General features: G+C 68.8%; 23 protein-coding genes. 11 read left to right on the forward strand and 12 right to left on the reverse strand.

What is annotated here, in order from left to right:
* Nucleotides 1-158 precede the first annotated feature (158 nt).
* Complete coding sequence (locus tag G361_RS51760; RefSeq protein WP_155981391.1) at nt 159-764, reverse strand: hypothetical protein; 606 nt, start codon at nt 762-764, stop codon at nt 159-161.
* Nucleotides 765-942: 178 nt separating this feature from the next.
* Nucleotides 943-1485 (reverse strand): hypothetical protein, encoded by a 543-nt coding sequence (locus G361_RS51765; protein ID WP_155981392.1) that lies wholly within the window; start codon nt 1483-1485, stop codon nt 943-945.
* 183 nt (nt 1486-1668) lie between these two features.
* On the opposite strand from G361_RS51765, the gene G361_RS51770 reads away from it, so the two are divergent.
* On the forward strand, nt 1669-2169 hold the full coding sequence (locus G361_RS51770; RefSeq protein ID WP_081635347.1) for a hypothetical protein: 501 nt from the start codon (nt 1669-1671) through the stop codon (nt 2167-2169).
* Between the two features lie 82 nt (nt 2170-2251).
* On the opposite strand, the gene G361_RS0110080 is transcribed toward G361_RS51770, so the two are convergent.
* Nucleotides 2252-2956, reverse strand: coding sequence for a hypothetical protein (locus tag G361_RS0110080; RefSeq protein WP_081635497.1), 705 nt, complete (start codon nt 2954-2956; stop codon nt 2252-2254).
* A 286-nt stretch (nt 2957-3242) separates the two neighbouring features.
* On the reverse strand, nt 3243-4214 hold the full coding sequence (locus G361_RS0110085) for a heme o synthase (protein ID WP_026342877.1): 972 nt from the start codon (nt 4212-4214) through the stop codon (nt 3243-3245).
* Between G361_RS0110085 and G361_RS51440 the strand changes: the two genes are divergently transcribed.
* The 6 genes from G361_RS51440 to pgl all read left to right on the forward strand — a co-directional run bounded on the left by G361_RS51440 (nt 4182) and on the right by pgl (nt 10968).
* Nucleotides 4182-4304: a hypothetical protein gene (locus tag G361_RS51440; protein WP_019926955.1), complete on the forward strand. Its 123-nt coding sequence runs from the start codon at nt 4182-4184 to the stop codon at nt 4302-4304. The two genes, G361_RS0110085 and G361_RS51440, sit on opposite strands and share 33 nt — an antisense overlap.
* A gap of 174 nt (nt 4305-4478) precedes the next feature.
* Nucleotides 4479-6623 carry a transketolase gene (gene tkt, locus G361_RS0110090; protein WP_019926956.1) on the forward strand — a complete coding sequence of 715 codons (2145 nt, stop codon included), beginning with the start codon at nt 4479-4481 and terminating at the stop codon, nt 6621-6623.
* A 6-nt stretch (nt 6624-6629) separates the two neighbouring features.
* Nucleotides 6630-7769 carry a transaldolase gene (gene tal, locus G361_RS0110095; protein WP_019926957.1) on the forward strand — a complete coding sequence of 380 codons (1140 nt, stop codon included), beginning with the start codon at nt 6630-6632 and terminating at the stop codon, nt 7767-7769.
* 4 nt (nt 7770-7773) lie between these two features.
* Nucleotides 7774-9336, forward strand: coding sequence for a glucose-6-phosphate dehydrogenase (gene zwf, locus G361_RS0110100; RefSeq protein WP_019926958.1), 1563 nt, complete (start codon nt 7774-7776; stop codon nt 9334-9336).
* Entirely contained in the window at nt 9333-10241 is a 909-nt protein-coding gene (gene opcA, locus G361_RS0110105; RefSeq protein WP_026342878.1) for a glucose-6-phosphate dehydrogenase assembly protein OpcA, read from the forward strand. The genes zwf and opcA overlap by 4 nt, the downstream gene beginning before the upstream one ends.
* The gene (gene pgl, locus G361_RS0110110; RefSeq protein WP_019926960.1) at nt 10234-10968 is read left to right on the forward strand and encodes a 6-phosphogluconolactonase; all 735 of its coding nucleotides are present in this window, start codon (nt 10234-10236) and stop codon (nt 10966-10968) included. The genes opcA and pgl overlap by 8 nt, the downstream gene beginning before the upstream one ends.
* A gap of 171 nt (nt 10969-11139) precedes the next feature.
* Here pgl and G361_RS0110115 read toward each other — a convergent pair whose 3' ends face one another.
* Nucleotides 11140-12096 (reverse strand): alpha/beta fold hydrolase, encoded by a 957-nt coding sequence (locus G361_RS0110115; protein WP_036494864.1) that lies wholly within the window; start codon nt 12094-12096, stop codon nt 11140-11142.
* 71 nt (nt 12097-12167) lie between these two features.
* Here G361_RS0110115 and G361_RS0110120 point away from each other — a divergent pair, with 71 nt between their 5' ends.
* Together G361_RS0110120 and G361_RS43070 are read left to right on the forward strand one after the other, a co-directional pair.
* Nucleotides 12168-13019 carry an SDR family NAD(P)-dependent oxidoreductase gene (locus G361_RS0110120; protein ID WP_019926962.1) on the forward strand — a complete coding sequence of 284 codons (852 nt, stop codon included), beginning with the start codon at nt 12168-12170 and terminating at the stop codon, nt 13017-13019.
* 311 nt (nt 13020-13330) lie between these two features.
* The gene (locus G361_RS43070) at nt 13331-13576 is read left to right on the forward strand and encodes a S1 RNA-binding domain-containing protein (protein WP_036494096.1); all 246 of its coding nucleotides are present in this window, start codon (nt 13331-13333) and stop codon (nt 13574-13576) included.
* Nucleotides 13577-13644: 68 nt separating this feature from the next.
* On the opposite strand, the gene secG is transcribed toward G361_RS43070, so the two are convergent.
* On the reverse strand, nt 13645-13878 hold the full coding sequence (gene secG / locus G361_RS0110130; protein ID WP_019926964.1) for a preprotein translocase subunit SecG: 234 nt from the start codon (nt 13876-13878) through the stop codon (nt 13645-13647).
* 104 nt (nt 13879-13982) lie between these two features.
* On the opposite strand from secG, the gene G361_RS0110135 reads away from it, so the two are divergent.
* Nucleotides 13983-14759 carry an META domain-containing protein gene (locus G361_RS0110135; RefSeq protein WP_019926965.1) on the forward strand — a complete coding sequence of 259 codons (777 nt, stop codon included), beginning with the start codon at nt 13983-13985 and terminating at the stop codon, nt 14757-14759.
* Between the two features lie 31 nt (nt 14760-14790).
* Nucleotides 14791-17523: a thiamine pyrophosphate-dependent enzyme gene (locus tag G361_RS50830; protein ID WP_019926966.1), complete on the forward strand. Its 2733-nt coding sequence runs from the start codon at nt 14791-14793 to the stop codon at nt 17521-17523.
* 33 nt (nt 17524-17556) lie between these two features.
* Here the strand turns inward: G361_RS50830 and G361_RS0110145 are convergent, their stop codons facing one another.
* From G361_RS0110145 to gap, 6 genes are all read right to left on the reverse strand, one after another.
* Complete coding sequence (locus G361_RS0110145; RefSeq protein WP_026342879.1) at nt 17557-18417, reverse strand: amidohydrolase family protein; 861 nt, start codon at nt 18415-18417, stop codon at nt 17557-17559.
* Between the two features lie 39 nt (nt 18418-18456).
* The gene (locus G361_RS0110150; RefSeq protein ID WP_019926968.1) at nt 18457-19647 is read right to left on the reverse strand and encodes an amidohydrolase family protein; all 1191 of its coding nucleotides are present in this window, start codon (nt 19645-19647) and stop codon (nt 18457-18459) included.
* Nucleotides 19648-19744: 97 nt separating this feature from the next.
* The gene (locus G361_RS0110155) at nt 19745-20365 is read right to left on the reverse strand and encodes a TetR/AcrR family transcriptional regulator (RefSeq protein ID WP_019926969.1); all 621 of its coding nucleotides are present in this window, start codon (nt 20363-20365) and stop codon (nt 19745-19747) included.
* 165 nt (nt 20366-20530) lie between these two features.
* Nucleotides 20531-21316: a triose-phosphate isomerase gene (gene tpiA / locus G361_RS50835; RefSeq protein WP_026342880.1), complete on the reverse strand. Its 786-nt coding sequence runs from the start codon at nt 21314-21316 to the stop codon at nt 20531-20533.
* Nucleotides 21317-21319: 3 nt separating this feature from the next.
* The gene (gene pgk, locus G361_RS50840) at nt 21320-22531 is read right to left on the reverse strand and encodes a phosphoglycerate kinase (RefSeq protein WP_019926971.1); all 1212 of its coding nucleotides are present in this window, start codon (nt 22529-22531) and stop codon (nt 21320-21322) included.
* A 5-nt stretch (nt 22532-22536) separates the two neighbouring features.
* On the reverse strand, nt 22537-23556 hold the full coding sequence (gene gap, locus G361_RS0110170; protein ID WP_019926972.1) for a type I glyceraldehyde-3-phosphate dehydrogenase: 1020 nt from the start codon (nt 23554-23556) through the stop codon (nt 22537-22539).
* Nucleotides 23557-23577: the final 21 nt, after the last annotated feature.

Raw genomic sequence — 23577 nt, forward strand, 5'->3', positions numbered from 1 at the left:
GCGCCGCATATCACCGTGTTGTCCGCCCCGGATGCTCGGTAGTTGCCCGGAATGCCGGATGATCTTGCTGCCGCACAAGCCGATTCGCCCGCTCGGTCGTTTTCGGCGTACGGTTGTCGACGGTGCCGGCGCAGGTAACCGGCGGAGGACGCATCCGGTCAGGGGTTGATCAGCATGTTGGTGAAGGTTCGCAACGACGATCCGGCACGGCTGTCCAGCACCGAGCGCACGGTGGTCGCCTGGCTGCAGACCTGGCGCGACGCCCGCGCCCTGGCCGGGATCGCGGTGTTCAAGGCGCGCGGTACCGATCTCATCGTGTTCACACCGGAAGCGTGCGTGGTGGTGGCGATCAAATCGTTCACCGAGCGGGCCACCGGCACCCTGCGTTGCGGCGCCGACCAGCCGTGGACCCTGGAGGGCCGGATCGCCCCCCTGGAGGGCGTGCAGACCGGCAACGAGCCGATCGAGGAGATCACCACCCGCACCGGCGAGATCACCCGCCTGCTGCGCTCGGCCCCCGGTCGCGAGCAACTGAACATCACCGGCGTCGTCCTGGTGGTCCCGCAGTTCGGCAGCCGCATCACCCTCGACCGCGGCGACCTGCCCGAGGGCATCGACGTGGTCCGCGGCGACGGGCCGTCCTCCCTGCGTTCGTACATCATGCGGGCATCGGCCGACAATCCCGGCTCCTGGGACGCCGCCCAGGTCGGCCAGGCACTCGGCGTCCTCGGCTTCGCCGCCGCGGCCACCTTCGCCGAACTCACCGACGAAGGATTCCCGGCCCCCGCCGCCAACCGCACCCCACTCCAACCCCAATCCCCCACCGGCACACCGGCATTCGCCCCCGCACCCCAACCCGCCTGGGCAGCTGCCCCCGCCGCCGGCCTCCAACCCGTACCCCCCGGCTACCCCACCGGCCAACCACAAGCCGCGGGCGGCCCACTACCCGAATCCGCGAATCCGGCCGGCGCACCACCACATCCGAGCGGAGCACCGGCACAGCCCTTCGGCCCCGGTGGTCAGCCCATCGGCCCGGGTGGCCAGCCGATCGGACCCGGCGGCCAGCCGATCGGACCCGGCGGCCAACCCGTCGGCCCCGGTGGTCAGCCCATCGGCCCCGGCGGCCAGCCATACGGTTCGGGCGGTCAACCCATCGGCCCAGGCGGTCAACCTCTCGGTCCGGGTGGTCAACCTGTCGGTCCCGGCGGCCAACCCATCGGAGCCAGCGGCCAACCAGTCGGTCCCGGCGGCCAGCCATACGGCCCGGGCGGTCAACCCATCGGCCCCGGTGGTCAACCAATCGGAGCCGGTGGTCAACCAATCGGTCCTGGGGGTCAGCCTGTTGGTCCCAGCGGCCAGCCATATGGCCCCGGCGGCCAACCGGTAGGTCCCGGTGGCCAACCGATCGGACCCGGCGGCCAACCGGTAGGTCCCGGTGGCCAACCGATCGGACCCGGCGGCCAGGCGATCGGCCCCGGCGGCCAACCGCTACCGCCGCACGGTTCCGGTGGCCAACAACAATCGCTCGGGTACAGCGGGCCACCACAACAACCGATCGGTCCCGCGGGTTCCGCATCGCAGCCGGTCGGCCCCGGTGGCGTACCACCACAAGCAACCGGGCCGGCGGGCCCGCAGCCGATCGAGACGCCACCGCACGGCGTCGCGGCGATGTCCCAGGGCGCTTCGCTACCACCGGCGGGTCCCGGCTCGCATGCCGCCCCGCCCTACGGTTCCGGACCCGGCGGCGCGCCGATTCCGACACCGGGCAGCCCGGTGCAGACGGCTACTCCACCCCAATACGACCAGCCCACAACGGAATTCGCGGGAGCGCCGAACGATCCCAACGCGGCGTACGCCGGGCAGGACTCGCAGCGTTACTCGATTCCGTTCGACCAGCGCCCGGCCGCCAGGCCACGTCGCCGCCTCGGCAGCATCGCTCCTCTGGTCCTGCTGGTATTCCTGGTGATCATCCTCGGTCTGGTCGCGATGTGCGGCGGCAGCGGTCACAAATCCACCGGCGGCAACACCGGCCCCACCGGCAATCACAGTCCGGGCCTCACCACAGCCCGTCCCACCGGCGCTCCCCCGCCACCGGCCACCCCGACCGAGATGACCATCCCGTCGACCAGCGCCGGACGCGCCTGTTTCCCCCTGCAACCGAACTGCTGATGCTCGATGCCCCGGGGATGGTCCCCGGGGCATCGTGTCGGTGCGATCACTGGCCGACCGGAAGTTGTTCACGGCGAAACGATTACGCGGATCCGTCTGCGAGGGGCTCGAAATCCCATGTCCTGCAACCGTAGACGATCCGGTCCGCACCGCCGGTGCCGCTGTCGTTGAGCACCCCGTACTCGGTGACGATCGCATCGGGATTGTTCTGCGCGATCGTCTGCAACGAGGCCGTCGACTGCTGCCCGCCGGCGAGCCCCTGGATCGCCTGCGTCGACCACCAATTTCCCGTGACGAGGTTGTCACTGGTCGCCCAGCCCGCCCCGCCTTCGTTGCCGTTGGCCGGTGGCCACCAGACGAGCGTGGTGAAGCCGCTGCGGTTCGTATCCGTGCGATCCGCCAGGCGGAGTCGCAACTGGAAGCTGACGTACTGGCCCTGGTGCATGAACCCGAGATTCTGCGGGTCGGCGGCCAGGTCCGACAGCCGTGTGTTGATGCCGGGGTGGAAGTAGTTCGTCCGGCCGCCCGGTGGCGCGTACATGTCCAGATATCCGGTGCCGGAGGCCTGAGTGCCCTCCGCATATCGCGGCGCCCTGCCGTCGATCGGGAACCACAGCCACGTGGACAGCGGAGACACCGTGGTGGTACCGCACGGAAACCCCGGCGGAAGGCCCTCGGCGGAGTCCGAACTGCCCTGTTCCGCCCATGCCGGAACGCCGAGTGCGATCAATGCCGCCACAGCGGCCAGGAGGGCAGCGCTGCTCGATCGGACACCACGAAGAAACATCGACGACTCCTCACACTGTTGTGCGGATGTCGCGTGCCCGCCACCTCCACACGCGAACAGCGCAGCGCTGCGGAGTGATTCGACGGCGGGCCCGAACAGCCGCAACCGATTGTTGTCGTGAGCACTCGAACGGCAGCCGGTCGGGTGCGGACCGGTGGCATCGACTCGGGTATACGGCCGGTATGTCCGGGTCGCGCAGCGCAGTCTCACCGGCGCGGACCGGGTGCCACAGCCACCGTGCCGATGGTTCGCCGATTCGTTATCGGCGGAAGCCGTGAGCGGCAACCTAGAGCAGCGGGTGCCAGCCCAGCACGGAATCGACCGCCAGCCCGCAGAACACGACGGCGAGGTAGTTGTTGGACTGCAGGAACAGTCGCAGCGGCTTGACCGACTCGCCCCGGCGGACACCGGAGTACAACTGGTGGGCCATCAGCAGGAACCACGCGCCCGCGACGATCGCCACGGCGGTGTAGATCACACCCGTGGCCGGGATCAGGGCCAGGGTGGCCGCGACGGTGAGCCAGGTGTAGATGACGATCTGCTTGGTCACGACCTGTTCGGTGGCGACCACCGGCAGCATCGGTACCCCTGCCGCGCGGTAGTCCTCCTTGTAGCGCATGGCCAGGGCCCAGGTGTGCGGCGGCGTCCAGAAGAAGATCACCAGGAACAGGACGAGGGCGGGCCAGCCGATGGTGCCCCGCACCGCCGCCCAGCCGACCAGGACCGGCATACACCCGGCCGCGCCGCCCCACACCACGTTCTGCGAGGTGCGGCGCTTCAGGCCCAGCGTGTACACGAAGACGTAGAACAGGATGGTCGCGATCACGAGCGCGCCGGAGAGCAGGTTCGCCTGCCACCACAGCCACGCGAACGAGCCGAGTCCGAGCACCACGCCGAAGACGAACGCGTGCGAGGTCGGTACCGCCTCGCGGGCCAGCGGCCGGCGCGACGTCCGCTTCATCACCTTGTCGATGTCGGCGTCGGCGACGCAGTTGAGCGTGTTGGCGCTCGCGGCGCCCATCCAGCCGCCGAACAGGGTGGCGAGGATCAGCCGGATGTCGACGTGGCCGCGATGCGCGAGCAGCATCGTGGGGATCGTGGCGACCAGCAGCAGCTCGATGACGCGCGGCTTGGTGAGCGCGATATACGCCAATATCCGGCGGGTCAGCGTGGCGATCGGGCCGGAGCCGGTGACACGGTCGCTCAGCACGGGAGCGGAGGAGCCATGTGCACCACCCGGCTGTTGCCCAATCCGCACTGTTTCTCCTCGCAGGTGGTGCCTCGATCCGGTATCAGGAACGAGCAGCGCGCACGCGACCGGCGCGGCTACTACTACAAGGGATGGTAGACCCACGCGTTCCGTGCTCCCGAATCGGCGGGGCCGTAACGGTTACATTGCGGACGACACGGGCAGTACGCATGGGCGGGTTCGGTTATCCCGCCGATCCGGCGCGCTCTAGGGTGGTAGGTGCACCCCCCAACCGCATAGACGTTGTCGAATAAGGTCAGGAGAACCCCGGTCGTGTCAGTCACAGACGACATCCGAGCCCTCACCCAGCCGCACCATCCGGTCGACTGGAGCGATCTGGACACCAGAGCAGTCGACACGGTGCGGGTGCTCGCCGCCGACTCGGTGCAGAAAGCCGGCAACGGTCATCCGGGTACCGCGATGAGCCTCGCGCCACTGGCGTACACGCTGTACCAGCGGGTGATGAACGTCGACCCGAGCGATCCGGACTGGACCGGTCGCGACCGGTTCGTCCTGTCCTGCGGTCACTCCAGCCTCACCCAGTACATCCAGCTGTACCTCGCCGGTTTCGGCCTGGAGCTGTCGGATCTGCAGAATCTGCGTCAGTGGGGTTCGCTCACCCCCGGCCACCCGGAGCACCGCCACACCAAGGGCGTCGAGATCACCACCGGCCCGCTGGGCCAGGGTCTGGCCTCCGCCGTCGGTATGGCCATGGCCGCCCGCCGCGAACGCGGCCTGTTCGACCCCGCCACCGCGCCAGGGCGCAGCCCGTTCGACCACTTCATCTACGTGATCGCCTCCGACGGCGATATCGAGGAGGGTGTCACCTCCGAGGCGTCGTCGCTGGCCGGCACCCAGCAGCTCGGCAATCTGGTCGTGGTCTACGACGACAACCGGATCTCCATCGAGGACGACACCCGCATCGCGCTCAGCGAGGACACCGCCGCGCGGTACCGCGCCTACGGCTGGCACGTCCAGGTGGTCGAGGGCGGCGAGAACGTGGCCGAGCTCGAGGCGGCGCTCGAGGCCGCCAAGGCCGTCACCGACAAGCCGTCGTTCATCCTGCTGCGCACCATCATCGGATATCCGGCGCCGAACAAGATGAACACCGGCGCGGCCCACGGCGCGGCGCTGGGCGCCGACGAGGTGGCCGCCGTCAAGACGGCGCTGGGCTTCGATCCGGCGCAGAGCTTCGAGGTGGACCCGGCCGTCATCGCGCACACCCGGGGTAACGCCGCGGCCCGCGCCGAGGCGTCCCGCGACGCCTGGCAGAAGCAGTTCGACGCCTGGGCGACGGCAAATCCGGAGAACAAGGAACTGTTCGACCGGCTGACCGCGCGCCGGCTGCCCGAGGGCTGGGCCGAGGCGCTGCCGTCCTGGGAGCCGGATCCGAAGGGCACCTCCACCCGGAAGGCGTCCGGCAAGGTGCTCGCCGCGCTGGCCCCGGTGCTGCCCGAATTGTGGGGCGGCTCGGCCGATCTCGCGGAATCCAACAACACCACGATGCCGGGCGTGCCCAGCTTCGGCCCGGAGTCCATCTCCACCGACAGCTGGAAGGCCGAACCCTACGGCCGCACACTGCATTTCGGGGTGCGCGAGCACGCGATGGGCTCGATCCTCAACGGCATCGCGCTGCACGGCCCGACCCGCCCGTACGGCGGCACCTTCCTGGTGTTCTCCGATTACATGCGCCCGGCGGTCCGGCTGGCCGCGCTGATGCGCATCCCGGCGGTCTACGTGTGGACGCACGATTCGATCGGCCTCGGCGAGGACGGTCCCACCCATCAGCCGATCGAGCATCTGGCCGCGCTGCGGGCCATCCCGGGCCTCAACGTGGTCCGGCCCGGCGACGCCAACGAGGCGGCCTACGCGTGGCGCACGATCCTGGAAATCGAGAGCGGCGACCATCATTCGCCGTATTCGGTCTCCGAGCTGCCGCACATCGACGGACCGTCCGCGCTGGCGCTGACCCGCCAGGACCTGCCGATCTTCGAGGGCACGAGTTTCGAGGGTGTCCGCCGCGGCGGCTACATCCTGGCCGAGTCCTCCACCGCCACACCGCAGATCATCCTGATCGCGACCGGTTCCGAGTTGCAGATCGCCGTGGAGGCGCGGACTAAGCTGGAGGAGCAGGGCATCGGCGCCCGCGTGGTATCCATGCCGTGTGTGGAGTGGTTCGACACCCAGGACCGCGCCTACCGCGAGCAGGTGTTGCCGCCGTCGGTCCGGGCTCGTGTCGTGGTCGAGGCAGGTATCGCGATGCCGTGGCACCGTTTCGCCGGAGACGCCGGCGAGATCGTGTCCATCGAGCATTTCGGCGCCTCGGCTCCCTACCAGGTCCTGTTCCGGGAGTTCGGCTTCACGACGGAACACGTCGTGGACGCCGCCCATCGCTCCCTCGACAACGTGAAGGGATAACCGATCATGGCTCAGAACGAGAACCTCGCCGCGCTTTCCGCGGCCGGGGTGTCGGTGTGGCTGGACGACCTGTCCCGCGACCGCATCCAGTCCGGCAACCTGGCCGACCTCATCGCGACCCGCAGCATCGTCGGCGTCACCACCAACCCGACGATCTTCCAGGGCGCGCTGAGCAAGGGCCACGCGTACGACGCGCAACTGCGGGACCTCACCGCGCAGGGCGCCGACGCCGACGCGGCGATCCGCACCATCACCACCGACGACGTGCGCGCCGCCTGCGATGTGTTCGCGAAGGTGTTCGCCGATACCGACGGCGTCGACGGCCGGGTCTCGATCGAGGTCGACCCGCGGCTGGCGTTCGACACCGACAAGACCGTGGCCCAGGCGGTCGAGCTGTGGAAGATCGTCGACCGCCCCAACCTGTTCATCAAGATCCCGGCCACCGAGGCGGGCCTGCCGGCCATCACCCGGGTGCTGTCCGAGGGCATCAGCGTCAACGTGACGCTGATCTTCTCGGTCGAGCGGTACCTGTCGGTGATGGGCGCCTACCTGGACGGCATCCGCAACGCCTCGCTCGGCGGCCACGATGTCGGCAAGATCCATTCGGTCGCTTCGTTCTTCGTGTCCCGGGTGGACACCGAGATCGACGCGCGGCTCGAGAAGATCGGCACCCCGGAGGCGCTGGAGCTGCGCGGTAAGGCCGGTCTGGCCAACGCCCGCCTCGCCTACGCCGCCTACCGGGACGTGTTCGTCGACGGTAAGCACATCTCGACGTACCAGTACCTGCACGCCAACGGCGGCGCGAACCGGCAGCGCCCGCTGTGGGCGTCCACCGGCGTGAAGAACCCGGACTATCCCGACACGCTGTACGTCATCGACCTGGCCGCGCCGAATACGGTGAACACCATGCCGGAGAAGACCCTCGACGCGGTCGCCGATCACGGCACCGTGCGCGGTGACGAGGTCAGCGACACCGGCGAGGAGTCGCAGCAGGTGTTCGACCGGCTCGCCGCCGTCGGCGTCGATCTCGCGGACGTGTTCGCGGTGCTGGAGCGCGAGGGCGTCGACAAGTTCGTGAAGTCCTGGGACGAACTGCTGCAGGCGACCACGACCGCGCTCTCCGACACCAGCGCTGGGAGCAAATAGCCCGATGGCCGGCGATCAGTCGACGGCCGTTCCGGTGAATCCGCTGCGCGAAGAGCGCGATCAGCGGCTTCCCCGGATCGCGGGGCCGTGCAGTGTGGTGATCTTCGGGGTCACCGGTGACCTGTCGCGCAAGAAGCTGATGCCGGCCATCTACGACCTCGTGAACCGGGGGCTGCTGCCCCCGGCCTTCGCGTTGGTCGGTTTCGCCCGGCGCGAGTACAGCGACGAGGATTTCGCCCAGGTGGTGCTGGAATCGGTGAAAGCGCACGCGCGCACCGAATTCCGGCAGGAGGTGTGGGACCAGCTGTCGGAGGGCATCCGGTTCGTCCAGGGCACCTTCGAGGACGACGCGGCGTTCTCCCAGCTGGCGACGACGTTGAAACAGCTGGACCACGATCGGGGCACCGGCGGTAATCACGCCTTCTACCTGTCGATTCCGCCGAACGCGTTTCCGGTTGTGCTGCAACAGCTTTCGCGCACCGGACTGGCGGACGCCGCGGAACCCGAACCGGGGCGGGCGAAGCCGTGGCGGCGGGTGGTGATCGAGAAGCCGTTCGGCCACGATCTGAAGAGCGCCAAGGAACTCAACGCTCTGGTGAACCGGACGTTCCCGGAGGAGACGGTGTTCCGCATCGATCACTATCTGGGCAAGGAGACGGTGCAGAACCTGCTGGCGCTGCGCTTCGCCAACGAGCTGTTCCAGCCGATCTGGAACTCCAACTACGTCGACCACGTCCAGATCACGATGGCCGAGGACATCGGATTGGGCGGCCGCGCAGGCTATTACGACGGTATCGGCGCCGCGCGCGACGTCATCCAGAACCACCTGTTGCAGTTGCTGGCGCTGACCACGATGGAGGATCCGGTCAGCTTCCAGCCCAAGCAGTTGCAGATCGAGAAGATCAAGGTGTTCTCGGCGCTGAAACTGGTCGAGCCGCTGGACGAGACCACCGCGCGCGGGCAGTACACCGAGGGCTGGCAGGGCAGCGAGCATGTGGTCGGGCTGCTCGACGAGGAGGGTTTCGACCCGCAGTCGCGCACCGAGACCTATGCCGCGATCACGCTCAACGTCGACACCCGGCGCTGGGCCGGCGTACCGTTCTACCTGCGCACGGGTAAGCGCCTGGGCCGTCGCGTCACCGAGATCGCGATCATGTTCAAGCGCGCCCCGCATCTGCCCTTCGATCACGTCATGACCGAGGAGCTGGGGCAGAACGCCCTGGTCATCCGGGTGCAGCCGGACGAGGGCATCACGCTGCGGTTCGGCTCCAAGGTGCCGGGCTCCAGCATGGAGGTCCGCGACGTGAACATGGACTTCAGCTACGGCGCCTCGTTCACCGAATCCTCGCCGGAGGCCTACGAACGGCTGATCCTGGACGTGCTGCTCGGGGTGCCGTCGCTGTTCCCGGTCAACGAGGAGGTCGAATTGTCCTGGCGGATACTGGATCCGGTGCTCGAGCACTGGGCCGCCGGCGGCAAGCCCGACCCGTACGAGTCGGGTACCTGGGGTCCGAAATCGGCCGACGAGATGCTCGCCCGGACCGGGCGCGAATGGCGGCGGCCGTGATCGTCGACATGCCCGACACCACGACTCAGGCGGTCGCCAAGCGCCTGGTCAGCCTGCGCGACGCCAACGGCGTCGTCACCCAGGGCCGGGTGCTGACCCTGGTGGTGTGCACCCTGGACAGTTCCGAGGCCGAGGACGCCATCGAGGCGGCCAACGACTCCAGCCGCGAACATCCCTCGCGGGTGATCGTGCTGGCCCGTGGCGATCGGTTCGCCGACACCAAACTCGACGCGCAGATCCGGGTCGGCGGCGACGCCGGCGCGGCCGAGGTGATCGTGCTGCGGTTGCAGGGTGAGCTGATCAACCACGAGAACAGCGTGGTGATCCCGTTCCTGCTGCCGGACGTGCCGGTGGTGGCCTGGTGGCCGCGCGGCGCGCCGAAGTATCCGGCCGAGGACGCGGTGGGCAAACTCGCCACCCGGCGCATCACCGACGCCACCTTCGCCACCGATCCGCAGGCGACCATCAAGAAGCGGCTGGCCTCGTACGCACCCGGCGATACGGATCTGGCGTGGAGCCGGATCACGTACTGGCGGGCGCTGCTGGCGGCGGCGCTGGACGATCCGCCGTACGACCCGGTGGAATCGGTGACGGTGTCCGGCCTCTACGAGGAACCGGCCCTGGATGTGCTGGCCGGTTGGCTCGCCGCCCGGCTGGAATGCCCGGTGCACCGCAAGACCGGCGATCTCAAGGTGGAGTTGCACCGCGGGTCGGTCTCCATCGCGATCGCCCGGCCGCAGACCGGCCGTACCGCGACGCTGGAACGCACCGGCGAACCCAACGCGCGGTTCGCGCTGGCCCGCCGCGAGACCAAGGACTGCCTGGCCGAGGAATTGCGCCGGCTCGACGCCGACGAGGTGTACGCCGAGGCCCTGGCCGGGATCGAGAAGGTGATCTATGACTGAGCGGATCGTCGAGATCCATTCCGGCACAGACGATCTGGTGGCGGCCGCGGCGGCCCGCCTCGTCGCGGTGGTCACCGCGGCCCAGCGGGCCCGCGGCTCCGCCTCGGTGGTGCTCACCGGCGGCGGCACCGGCATCGGCCTGCTCGAGGTGGTGCGCAAGTCGCCCGGCGATATCGACTGGTCCCGGCTGGACGTGTTCTGGGGCGACGAGCGGTTCGTCCCCGCCGGCGATGCCGAGCGCAACGATCTGCAGGCCCGGCAGGCGCTGCTGGATCATGTGCCGGTGGATCCGTCCCGGGTGCATCCGGTCGCGACCTCCGACGGGGAGTATCCGGATCCGATCGAGGCCGCCGCCGAGTACTCGGCGCTGGTGCACGCGCACCTGGCCGAGCACGGTGCGTTCGATCTGCATCTGCTCGGCATGGGCGGCGAGGGCCATGTGAACTCGCTGTTCCCGGACACCGATGCGACCCGCGAGGAGCACGAACTGGTGGTGGCGGTGACGAATTCGCCGAAGCCCCCGCCGGTCCGGGTCACCTTGACCCTGCCCGCCGTCCGCCGCACCCGGCACGTGGTGCTGGTGGTGGGTGGCGCGGCCAAGGCCGAGGCGGTCGCCGGTGCGCTGGCGGGTGCGGCCGCGGTCGACATTCCCGCGGCGGGTGCGGTCGGGAGCGAGACCACCACCTGGCTGCTGGACGAGGCCGCTGCCGCGCAGCTGTCCGGGTAGAGGCGACGGGCGCCAGTCGGCGACACCGGTGTGCCGCCTGCGCCTGCGTCACAGCGTCACGGGTGCAAATGGCGTCACGGGTGCGAATGCCGGGCACCGGGTGCGAATGCGGGGCGCCGGGTGCGCACAGGCGCGCCGACCGGCTCGGCCCAGGACGAATACCGCGGCCACTCAGGCGCCCGGTGGGCCCACCAGTTCGCCCAGCGCCGTGAGCAGGAAGTCGTTCACGGCACCGGTGCGTTCCAGTTGGACGAGATGTCCTGCGCCGGGCACCTTTTCGACGGCGCGTAGATCCGTGAGGTGGGCCCGCATGACGGCGAGCGGGTCCCGGCCGCTGAAACCCTCCATATCGGGATCGTTCTCGCCGTAGAGGAAGTGGACGGGCACGGGCACGGTGGTGGGCAGGTCGGCGGACAGCTCCCAGTTGCGGTCCATGGCGCGGTACCAGGCCAGTCCGCCGGTGAACCCGGTTCGCTCGAACTCGCCGCTCAGATAGTCGAATTCGGACTCGGTCAGCCAACTCCACGGCAGCGCGGGCGCTTTCGGCAGCACGTCCAGGTAGCCGAGACCGGGTGGGTTCTGCCAGGTGTCCAGATAGTGGTAGTCGGCGCTCAGCGCGTAGTACACGTTGGCGAGGAATTCCCGTGGGCGCGCGGCGAGTTCGACGTCGGCGACCCCGGGTTCCTGGAAGTACGACAGGTGCAGGAAGTGCCGTTCGGCGGCCTTGGTCCAATAGCTCGACGGCGGCTTCGGACTGCGCGGCGCGTACGGGTTGTTCAACACGATCACCCCGGCCACGCGGTCCGGGGCGCGCAGTGCGAGCTCCCACACCAGTTGTGCGCCGAAGTCCAGGCCGACGAACACCGCACGATCCGCGCCGAGTTCGTCGAGCAGGCCGAGCAGATCACCGATCACGGCCGCGTTGGTGTACGTATCCACCCCCTCCGGCACCTCGGTGCGGCCGTAACCGCGCAGGTCGGGCGCGACGGCGTGGTATCCGGCGGCCCCGATCGCCGCCAGCTGCCGGTGCCAGATGAACCAGCCGTGCGGGAACCCGTGACAGAAAATCACCGGATATCCGCGCCCCTGCTCGGCTATGTGCAACCGAATTCCGTTGGTGTCGACCATCCGATGCGTCGGGGTCACCGCGCCTCCCAGCACTAGAACGTGTTCTTATTTCACGGTAATGTCCCGGAGTCGTGAACGGAACACTTTCCGGCCGGGTCGCGGTCGTCACGGGGGCCAGTCGCGGCATCGGCAAGGGCATCGCACTGGAATTGGGGGCCGCGGGCGCGACCGTCTACGTCACCGGTCGCTCCGCCACCGCCGGCCGGTTGCCCGGCACCGTCCTCGACACGGCCGCGGCTGTCGGCGAACTCGGCGGCACGGGGGTGCCGTTCGTATGCGATCACCGCGACGACGAGGCCGTGGCCGGGCTTTTCGCGGCCATCCGCGCGGAGCACGAACGGCTGGACGTCCTGGTCAACAACGTCTACAACTCCCCCGCCTCCGCGCGCTGGCTGGGCCGGCCGTTCTGGGAGGTGCCGCCGCGGGCATGGGACGAGAGTTTCGACATCGGCGTCCGATCCCATTATGTGGCAGCGCATTTCGCCGCGCCGCTGCTGATCGAATCCGGCGGCCTGATCGTCAACGTCTCCTCCCCCGGCGCGGTGCACTACACACACAACACGGTCTACGGGGTGGCGAAGGCCGCCGTCGACCGGCTCACCGCCGATCTGGCCCACGATCTGCGCGACACCGGGGTGACCGCGGTGTCGCTCTGGCCCGGCATCGTGGACACCGAACTGCTGCAACTGGTTCCGGCCGACGCGACGGGACACCGGTCCATCACCCTCCCGGGCGAGGGCACCTTCGATCTGGCCGAGGCCCAGTCACCCCGCTTCGTCGGCCGCGCGGTGGCCGCGCTGGCCGCCGACCCGGACCGTCGCGCTCGCACCGGAAAACCCTGGCGGACAGCGGAACTCGCACGCGCCTACAACTTCACGGACCTGGACGGCACCATCCACGAGGCCGAACCGCTCGCAGGATGACCGCCCCGGAACCGACCGACATCCCCGCAATGCCGAAACCCCGTTGTTCGCGGCCCGTCTCGGTCCTGGACTGACGGAGGGAGGGAGCGCAGCGACTGACCGGAGGAGGGAAGGACCGAGACAAAGGGGGCCGCGAACCCCGCCGGAGCGAAGCGGAGGCTATATTGACACAGTGACTGCCGGGTCGGCCAATAGCCGCACACAGACAGGGTTCCCGGCCGCGCGTTGAGCGCGGCGCGGGCACGAGGCCCGCCTCTCCCGCATTCCCGAGCGTCAGAACGCTTCCAGGGACTGCGAAGGAGGTGAAATCAATGTCCTCTCATGAGGTGTCGCCTGCCCGTTGGCAGGAGTTCCAGGATCAGCACGGGGTCGGCGCACTCGTCGACGCGACCGTGGTGTCGGTGGTGCCGTTCGGCGCGTTCGTCGAGGTCGCGCCGGGAATCCACGCTCTGCTGCACCGGGATTCGTGGGTCGTGCCGCCGAATGTCGGTGATCGCCTGCCCGTACGGATCGCCGAATGGGGCCCGCCACGGCTGAGCGTCGTGCCGGCGCCGTGATCCGGTGATGCGGGTGTGGGGCCGGGTTCAGGCCGGCCCCACACTCGCTCGAGCGTAGTCGCCGCGGGTCAGGAGAACTTGATCTGGAAACCGATGCCGAGGATCGAGATGAGCCAGATCAGGCCCACGAAGACGGTGATCCGGTCGAGGTTCTTCTCCACCACGGTCGATCCGGAGAGGCTGGCCTGCACGCCGCCACCGAACAGGCTGGACAGGCCGCCGCCCTTCGCCCGGTGCAGCAGCACCAGCAGCACCAGCAGCACGCTGGTGATCACCAGCAGGATGTCCAGGAACATGCGCATGCCCGACAGTCTAAACGGCACCCGGCGGCGTTCCCGAATCACCCGTGACCGGGCGGCGGCGCGGCGGTCCGGTCGGCCTATCCGGCGATCGCTAGGATCGGTCCATGTCGGCTCCCGCGCTGCGCGTACTCCCCGTGATGGCCGTCGCGGCGCTGGCCGCCTGTGCCACCCACCACGCCGCCACCGCCGATCCGATGGGCCGCTCGTTCGTCTCCACCGGTATCAGCGGCACCCCGATACCCGGCGGCGGGCCGCTGACCCTGTCCTTCGCCGGCGGCCGGGTGACCGCCGACGCCGGATGCAACACCAGCAGCGGCGCGGCCCGGTTCGACGAGGACACCGTGGTGGTGTCCGACCTGACCACCACGCTGCTCGGCTGCACCTCCGACCGGGCCGGGGCCGACGCCTGGCAGACCGGGTTGCTGCAGTCCTCCCCCACCTGGAAGCTGGATCGCAACACCCTCACCCTCACCGGTAACAACAGCATCGTCATGCTGAAGGACAAGAAGATCGTGGAGCCCGACCGACCGCTGACCGGCACCACCTGGATCGTCACCACCCTGATCCAGCTGCAGGGCCTGGTGCGCACCGTGACCCTCGAGCAGGCGCGGCCGACGCTCACCATCGCCGCCGACGGCGCGGTCAGCGGTTCGGCCGGCTGCAATCGGGTCACCGGCACCGCGGACCTGCCCGAATCGGGCGGATCGGATCTCACCTTCCACCTCGCCACCACCCGGATGGCCTGCGCCGACGATGTGATGGCGCTGGAGGGCCAGGTGCTGCAGGCGCTGGACGGCCGCACCACCGCCACCGTCGACGGCAACACCCTCACCCTCCGCAATCCCGGTAACGGCACCGGCCTGGTGCTGCGAGCGGAATGAACACCGCGCCCCGCCGGTCCGGGCAGGCGTCATGACATCCGCTCCCGGCACCGCCCTCGATCACCGCTTCCGGGCCGCCGTCACCGCGGCGGTGCCCGGCCCGGCTGACGACCGACCGGGCGGCCCCGACTACCTCGCCCTGTTCGACGCCCAGGTCACCAGCCGGCAGCTCGACCTCGCCGCGCGTCGCCTGACCGCCGCGGGCCGCGGCTACTACAGCATCGGATCGTCCGGCCACGAGGGCAATGTCGCGCTCGCCGCCGCCCTGCGGGTCACCGATCCGGCGCTGCTGCACTACCGCTCCGGCGCGTTCTACGTGCACCGCTGTCATCGGATACCGGGCCTGGATCCGATCGGCGACGTACTGCGCGGGGTGGTCGCCGCGACCACGGACCCGATCTCCGGCGGCCGGCACAAGGTGTTCGGCAACGCCGCGGCGGCGGTCATCCCGCAGACCTCCACGATCGCCTCGCATCTGCCCCGCGCGATCGGCCTGGCCTTCGCAATGGACCGGGCCACCCGGCTGGGCCGCTTCACGCCGTGGCCGACGGATGCCGTGGTGCTGTGCAGCTTCGGCGACGCGTCCGCCAACCACAGCACCGCCACGGGCGCGATCAACACGGCGATTCACACGGCGTACCAGCGCCTGCCGATGCCGATCCTGTTCGTCTGCGAGGACAACGGTCTCGGCATCAGCGTGCCCACACCCCCGGGCTGGATCGAACAGACCTACGGAACCCGGCCGGGACTCCGGTATTTCACCGCGGACGGCTCGAATCTGGCGGAGGCGCTGGCAGTTTCGGCCGAGGCGGTGGACTGTGTGCGGGCCACCCGGCGCCCGGTCTTCCTGCGCCTGCGCACGGTCCGCCTGCTCGGGCACGCCGGATCGGACCTGGAATCCGCGTACCGGCGCGCCTCCGACATCGTCGACGACCTCGACCGAGATCCGGTGACGGCCACCGGCCGCCTCCTCGTGACCACCGGAATCGCCACCGCCACAGAGGTTCTCGCTCGCTACGACGCGATCGCCGACACGGTGGCCCGCACCGCCGACCAGGTCGTGACGGAGCCGAAACTCACCTCCGCCGCAGCCGTCGTCGCCCCCCTGGCACCGAGCCACCCCGACCTGGTCGACGCCGACGCCCGCCGACCGCACCCACTCCCCCGCACCATTCCCGAAATCGGCTCGGCCGCCACCCCTTCCGGCACCGACCGCCCGGCCGCGCAGGGCACACAGCAGCCCGAACGCCCCGCCGAACCCGGTGGGCGACAACCCGAACCAACCGCTGAACCCGGCGGACAGCGACCCGAACCGACTGCTGAAGCGGGCGGGCGGCATTCCGGGCCGGCCACCGAAGCACCCGGGCCACGATCCGGGCCGGACATCGAAGCCGGTGGGCCGCGGCCCGAACCAACTGCCGAACCCGGCGGGCGGCACTTCAAGCCGGACACCGAGACAGGCAAGCCACAATCCGGCCCGTCCACCGAAACAGGCCGGCGACGGCCTGAATCAACCGCCGAAGCCAGCGGGAGGCACTCGGGGCCGCTCTCCGGAGCAGGCGGTCCACGGTCGGGGCCGGACACCGAAGGCGTTGGGCCACAGTCGGGCCCGCATACCGAATCCAGTGGGCCACAGTTCAGCCCGCGTACCGAACCCCGTCGCCCACAGTCGGGGCCGGACACGAAAGTTGGTGGATCGCAGCCCGGCCCGCACACCGAACTCGCCGGGCCGCAACAAGGGTCGACGGTTGCCCAGGCGATCAACCGCACTCTCGGGGAGTTGCTGGCTCGGGACGACGACCTTCTCGTCTTCGGGGAGGATGTCGGGCGCAAGGGTGGCGTTTATGGGGTGACCAAAGGGTTGCAGAAGTCGTTCGGTGCGCGGAGGGTTTTCGATACGCTGCTGGACGAGCAGAGTCTGCTCGGGCTTGCGCTCGGGGCCGGGCTGACAGGGTTGGTGCCCATCGCGGAGATCCAGTATCTGGCCTACGTCCACAATGCGATGGATCAGATCCGCGGCGAGGCGGCCACGCTGGAGTTCTTCTCCTGCGGGCGGTTCCGTAATCCGATGGTGGTGCGCATCGCGGCGTACGGCTATCAGCGTGGCTTCGGCGGTCATTTCCACAACGACGATTCGGTGGCGGCGCTGCGGGACATTCCCGGCCTGCTGATCGCCTCGCCCGCCCGCGCCGACGACGCCGCGGCGATGCTGCGCACCTGTGTGTCGGCGGCCCGGGTCGACGGCCGGGTGTGCCTGTTCCTGGAGCCGATCGCCCTCTATCACACCCGCGATCTGCACGAATCCGGCGACGATGCGTGGCTCGCGCCGGTCGGCGCGGCGCCGGCGCCGCTGAATCGCGCCCGAATCCACGGCGCCGGAACCGATCTCACGATCGTCACGTTCGCCAACGGGGTGCCGATGAGCCTGCGCGTGGCCGCCCGCCTGGCCGACCGCGACCTTCATGCCCGGGTGCTGGATCTGCGCTGGCTGACTCCGTTGCCCGTCGACGACCTGCTGGCACATGCCAGTGCCACCGGCCGTGTGCTGATCGCCGACGAGACCCGGCGCAGCGGTGGGGTTTCCGAATCCGTGGCCGCGGTGTTGCTCGACGGCGGATTCACCGGTCCGATCGCTCGCGTCACCAGCGCCGACAGCTTCGTTCCGCTCGGGCCGGCGGCGAACACCGTCCTGTTGTCCGAATCGCAGATCGAGGCGGCTGCCGTACGGCTGGTCGACGGGCGATCTCGGGTCGAAAAACGCTGAGCTGTATGTTGTTTCGGTGGCGGGTGCGGGCGATCAGTCCAGGTTCAGTACGCGGCGGGCGTTGCCGCTCAGGAACTTCGGCCAGACCTCGTCGCGGAAGGGTACCTGCGGCATATCGGTGAAGATGCGCTCCAGCGACAGGCCCATCGGGAAGTAGCCGCCGTAGAGGATCTTGTCCGCGCCGCGGGTGTTGGCGTAGTCGAGGATGGCCTTCGGGTAGTACTTCGGGGCGAACGCGGAGGTGGAGTAGTACAGGTTCGGCCATTTCAGCATCAGTTTCACCGCCAGGTCCTCCCACGGCTCGCAGCCGTGCCGGGTGACGAACACCAGCTCGGGGAAGTCGTACATCACCACATCGATGCGCGACACCTCCTGCACCGCGTATTTCAGCCGGGGACCCGGGATTCCGGCCGTGCAGAAGATCGGGATACCGAGGTCCACGCAGGTCTGGTACACCGGGTACATCTTCGGGTCGTCGATCGCCACCTGTGGAAAGGTCCCGGCGGGAAAGACACTCGCGGCCCGGACCCCGAATTCCTCGTATTCCCGGCGCAATCGGCGCACGCTGCCGGAAACGTCGTTGGGGTCGTCGATGCTGCCGGTGGGCACGAACCGATCCGGATGCCGTTTCAGCGCGAGCCGGGACAGTTCGTCGCCGCAGCCGATCACACCGATCTCGATGCCGAACCGGTCCATCTCGCGCAGCGTCACCGACACCGGATCCACGGTCGGCAGATCCTTGGGCACCTCCTTGAACATGTACTCGACGGGGAATTCCATCGACTCCGAACCCTCGTCGCGGGTCTGCTTGCGGATGAAGTCGTACTGCCGGAACCCCTCGTGCGGGAAACCGATCATGGTGTCCACGATCGGCACGCCGGTCGGCATTGCCACGATGCCCTCTTCTCGTAATACGTTGTGCCCGGCGGCTTCTCAGGCCGGTCGACGGGTCGCGAGGAACCAGCCGTTGTCCTTCATCACGGTCTCGCACTGGGCCGGGGTGTAGTCGAAGTTCTGCAGATCCTTCAGATAGGTCGCCGGTTCGGCCAGGCCCTCGACGTGCGGATAGTCCGAGCCCATCAGGATGTGATCGGCGCCCAGCAGGTTCAGCAGCGCGCCGAGTTCCTCCTCGTAATAGGGTGAGACCCAGACGTGCCGCTTGAACGTCTCCCGCGGATCCTCCGGATACAGTTGCGGCACTTGGCCGTACGACTTGGTGAGCTTGTCGAACAGGTGGATCACCCATTCCGAACCGGTTTCGATGGTCGCGATGCGCAGATTGGGGAAGCGATGGAACAGTCCCAGCGCCAGATGGCTGGCGAGCGTGTCGTGGATCGGATTCGCCGAGACCAGGCTGCGGAAGGTGTTGGCGCGGAAGGCTTCCGTGAAATCGTTCTCACCCCAGTCGCGAAGGTACTTCGTGTACAGCGTCTCTCCGCCGTGGTACAGCACCGTGATGCCGGAATCGTTTGCCAGCCGCCAGAATTCGTCGAACATCGGATCCGCCGGGGCCCGGGAGCCCGCGGCGGTGGTGACCGGGCCGCTCACCATCACCACGAACCGGGCGTCGTGCTCCAGCGCCCAGGCCAGTTCCCGCGTCGCGTTGTCCGGGTCGGCGAGGGTGATGTACGGCGCGGCGAAGATCCGGTCCCGATAGGCGAATCCCCAGTCCTCGGCCAGCCAGCGGTTGAACGCGCGGAACGCGGCGAGCAGGGCGGGCCGATCGCCGGCCAGGGCCTGTTCCATCCCGACGCCGAGGGTGGGCAGGAAGATCGCCGCCGCCATCCCCTGCCGGTCCATCACCGCGAGCCGGGCGTCACGGTCGCGGTACTCCGGCCGGATCGGCTCCAGCGCGCCGAACAACGTCTTCGGATCCGTGCCCTGCGGATTGCGGCCACGGAAGTATTCGTCGAGCGCCCCCGGCGCGGCAACCGGATCGAAGGTCGGATTCGGGATGAACTTGTTGATCCGGCCGCCGACCAGCAGCCGCTGCTTCCCGTCGACCTGCGCCCACTGCATGGCACGCTTGCGATACTCCGGCTCCAGGTAGCGGGTGAACGCGTCCAGCGCCTCGTAGTAGTGGTTGTCGCAGTCGAAGTAGCGGAACGGCAGTTCGGTGCTCATGCACTAAAACTAGAACCCGATTCCTGTTCTTTCAAGAGTGCGCGGCAAACCGGAGACGAAAAAGGTTGCAGCCCAAGCAGTTCCGATCGATCATCGATCAGAGCGCGGCGCGCAGGCGTGGTTCGACCAGATCGATGAAGCGGTCGGCCAGCCGGTAGACATCGGCCATCGGCCGCCCGCCGTGGATCACCGCGTCCGACAGCATCGCGCTGATCACCGACCACAGCATGGCCGCGGTATCCCGGTCGTGGCCGGGGCCGAGGGCGGCGAAATCCGCGGTCAGCCAGCCCTGCGCGGTGCGGGCGAAGTCGGACAGCAGAGCCCGGGCCTGCGGATCGGTGGTGCCCTGCAACGACACCTGCACCTTGTACAGCCGCGGCTGCCGCTCGAACGCGCGGATCACCCGGCGCATCCGCACCCGGATCCGCTCCACCGGATCGAGTCCGGCCGACCGGGCGTCGAACGATCGGCTCGCGGGTTCCGCCCAGGATTGCAGGACCGCGGCGTACAGATGCTCCTTGGAGGAGAAGTAGCGGTAGAGGGTACCGAGCGCCACCCCCGCCGCCTGGGCCACATCGCGGATCTGGATCTGCTCGTACTCGGATTCGGCCAGCGCGGCCAGGGCGGCGTCGACGATGCGGCGCCGCCGGGCCAATTGCCAGGCCGGCATATCCTCCGGCGACCGGCCACCGGCCGTACCCTGTGCCTGCTGAACCATGCTCGCTTCCCGATCGGACGGCCGCGGCCCAAGCCGCATTGCCGCTGCGGAACACTACCCGGCCGTCGCGGACCCATCGTCACGGTACGGAATGCCGCCGCACCCGGAGACGGGTACGGCCCGGCACTGCGAAAGTGCCGGGCCGTGGCCGAAATATGCTGCCGCTCAGGGCAGCGGGCCGCCCGCGGCGATCGCCGAGAGGGTGGCGAACTCGTCGCCCTTCAGCGAGGCGCCACCGACGAGCGCGCCGTCGATATCGGTCCGGGTGACCAATTCGCCGACGTTCTTCGCGTTCACCGAGCCGCCGTAGAGGATGCGGACACCCCCGGCCACCGGCGCGCCGACCATTTCGGTGAGCTCCTTGCGCAGCGCGCCGCACACCTCCTGCGCGTCGGCGGGGGTCGCCACCCGGCCGGTGCCGATCGCCCAGACCGGCTCGTAGGCGATCACGGTCTTCGACACCTCCTCCGGACTCAGGCCCTTCAGGGAGCCGCGCAACTGTTCCAGGTTGTAGGCGACGTGGGTCTGCGCCTCCCGGACACCGAGGCCCTCACCGATGCAGACGATGGGGGTCATCCCGTTCTTCAGCACCTGCTTGGCCTTGGCGAGCACGATCGCATCGTCCTCGTTGTGGTACTGGCGGCGCTCCGAGTGACCGACCACCACGTAGGTGCAGCCGAGCTTCGCCAGCATGGGACCGCTGATCTCACCGGTGTAGGCGCCGGAATTGTGCACCGACACGTCCTGCGCGCCGAAGGTGATGCGCAGGCGATCGCCCTCCACCAGCGTCTGCACGCTGCGGATATCGGTGAACGGCGGGATCACCGTGACGTCCACCTTGTCGAAATACTTGTCCGGCAACGCGAATGCGATCTTCTGCACCAGCGCGATGGCCTCGAGGTGATTGAGGTTCATCTTCCAGTTGCCGGCGATCAAGGGCTTACGTGCCACCCGTCAGTCCTCCAGAATCGCGATGCCGGGCAGTTCCTTGCCCTCCAGATATTCCAGTGACGCGCCGCCACCGGTGGAGATGTGCGAGAAGCCGTCCTCGGGCAGGCCCAGGGTACGGACCGCCGCGGCCGAATCGCCGCCGCCGACCACGGTGAAGGCGCCCTTCGCGGTGGCCTTCACGATGGCCTCGGCCACGCCCCGGGTGCCGGCGGCGAACTTCTCGAACTCGAACACACCCATCGGGCCGTTCCAGAAGATCGTCCGCGCCTGGGTCAGCAGCGCCCCGAACCGGGACACCGATTCCGGGCCGATGTCCAGGCCCGCCCAGCCCTCCGGAATCTCGTTGGCGGACACCACCTTCGACTCCGCGTCGGCGGCGAACTTGTCCGCCACCACGATGTCCCACGGCAGGTGGATGACATCGGCGAAGGTGTCGAGCAGCTTCTTGCAGGTCTCGACCATCTCCGCCTGCAACAGCGAGGAACCGACCGGAAGTCCTTGTGCGGCAAGGAAGGTGAAGCACATGCCGCCGCCGATCACCAGCGTGTCGACCTTCGGCGCGAGCGCCTCGATGACGGCCAGCTTGTCGGACACCTTCGAGCCGCCCAGCACGACCGCGTACGGCCGCTCGGTGTCGCTGGTCAGCTTGCGCAGCACCTCGACCTCGGCCGCGACCAGGCTGCCGGCGTAGTGCGGCAGCAGCTTCGCCACGTCGTACACCGACGCCTGCTTGCGGTGCACGACACCGAAGCCGTCGGACACGAATGCGCCGTCGTCGCCGACCAGTTCGACCAGCGCCGCCGCCAGCTTGGCCCGCTCGGCCTCGTCCTTGCTGGTCTCGCGCGGATCGAAGCGGATGTTCTCCAGCAGCAGCACGTCGCCGTCGGTGAGGCCCTCGGACCGCGCGAGCGCGTCCTGACCCACCACGTCGCCGGCCAGCTGGACGTTGCGGCCCAGTTCCTCCGCCAGCCGCGCGGCCACCGGGGCCAGCGACAGCTTCGGATCGGGCTCGCCCTTCGGGCGGCCCAGATGGGCCGTGACGATCACCTTCGCACCGGCCTCGGCCAGTGCCGCGATGGTCGGCGCGGAGGCCACGATCCGGCCCGCGTCCGTGATCGCGCCCTGGTCGAGCGGCACGTTCAGGTCGGAGCGCACCAGTACGCCCCGGCCCTCGACACCCTCGGCCAGCAGATCCTGCAGTGTCTTTACCGCCATGGCGATTACAGCGACTTGCCGACGAGACCGATGAGGTCGGCCAGGCGGTTGGAGTAGCCCCACTCGTTGTCGTACCAGGAGTACACCTTGACCTGATCGTCGATGACCTTGGTCAGCGGCGCATCGAAGATCGACGAGTGCGGATCGGTCACGATGTCGCTGGACACGATCGGATCGGTGCTGTACTTCAGGATGCCCTTCAGCGGGCCCTCGGCGGCGGCCTTGAACGCGGCGTTGATATCCGCGATCGACGCCTTCTTCGCCAGGTCGGCGGTGAGGTCGGTGATCGAGCCCGTGGGGATCGGCACCCGCAGCGAGTAGCCGTCGAGCTTGCCGTTGAGCTCCGGGAGCACCAGGCCGATCGCCTTGGCGGCGCCGGTGCTGGTCGGCACGATGTTCAGCGCGGCGGCACGGGCGCGGCGCAGATCCTTGTGCGGGCCGTCCTGCAGGTTCTGATCCTGGGTGTACGCGTGGATCGTGGTCATCAGGCCCTTGACGATGCCGAACTCGTCGTTCAGCACCTTGGCCAGCGGGCCGAGGCAGTTGGTGGTGCACGAGGCGTTGGAGATGATGTTCTGGCTGCCGTCGTACTTCTCGTGGTTGACGCCCATCACGATGGTGATGTCCTCGTCGGTGGCCGGCGCCGAGATGATGACCTTCTTGGCGCCCGCGGCCAAGTGGCCCTTGGCCTTTGCCGCGTTGGTGAAGATGCCGGTCGACTCGACCACGACATCCACGCCCAGGTCGCCCCACGGCAGGGCCGACGGGCCCTCCTTGATGGCCAGCGCGGTGATCCGCTGGTCACCGACGACGATGGTGTCGTCACCGTCGAGCGAGACATCCTGCGGCAGGCGGCCCAGGATCGAGTCGTACTTGAGCAGCGTCGCCAGCGTGGCGTTGTCGGTCAGGTCGTTGACGGCGACGATCTCGATGTCCGTCGTGCCGAGGGCCTTCTGCGCCTCGACCGCCCTGAAGAAGTTACGCCCGATACGGCCGAAGCCGTTGATCCCAACCCGGACAGTCACGTTTTCGCTCCTCAGCTTTCA

It is taken from the genome of Nocardia sp. BMG111209 (genome assembly GCF_000381925.1).
Lineage (GTDB): Bacteria > Actinomycetota > Actinomycetes > Mycobacteriales > Mycobacteriaceae > Nocardia.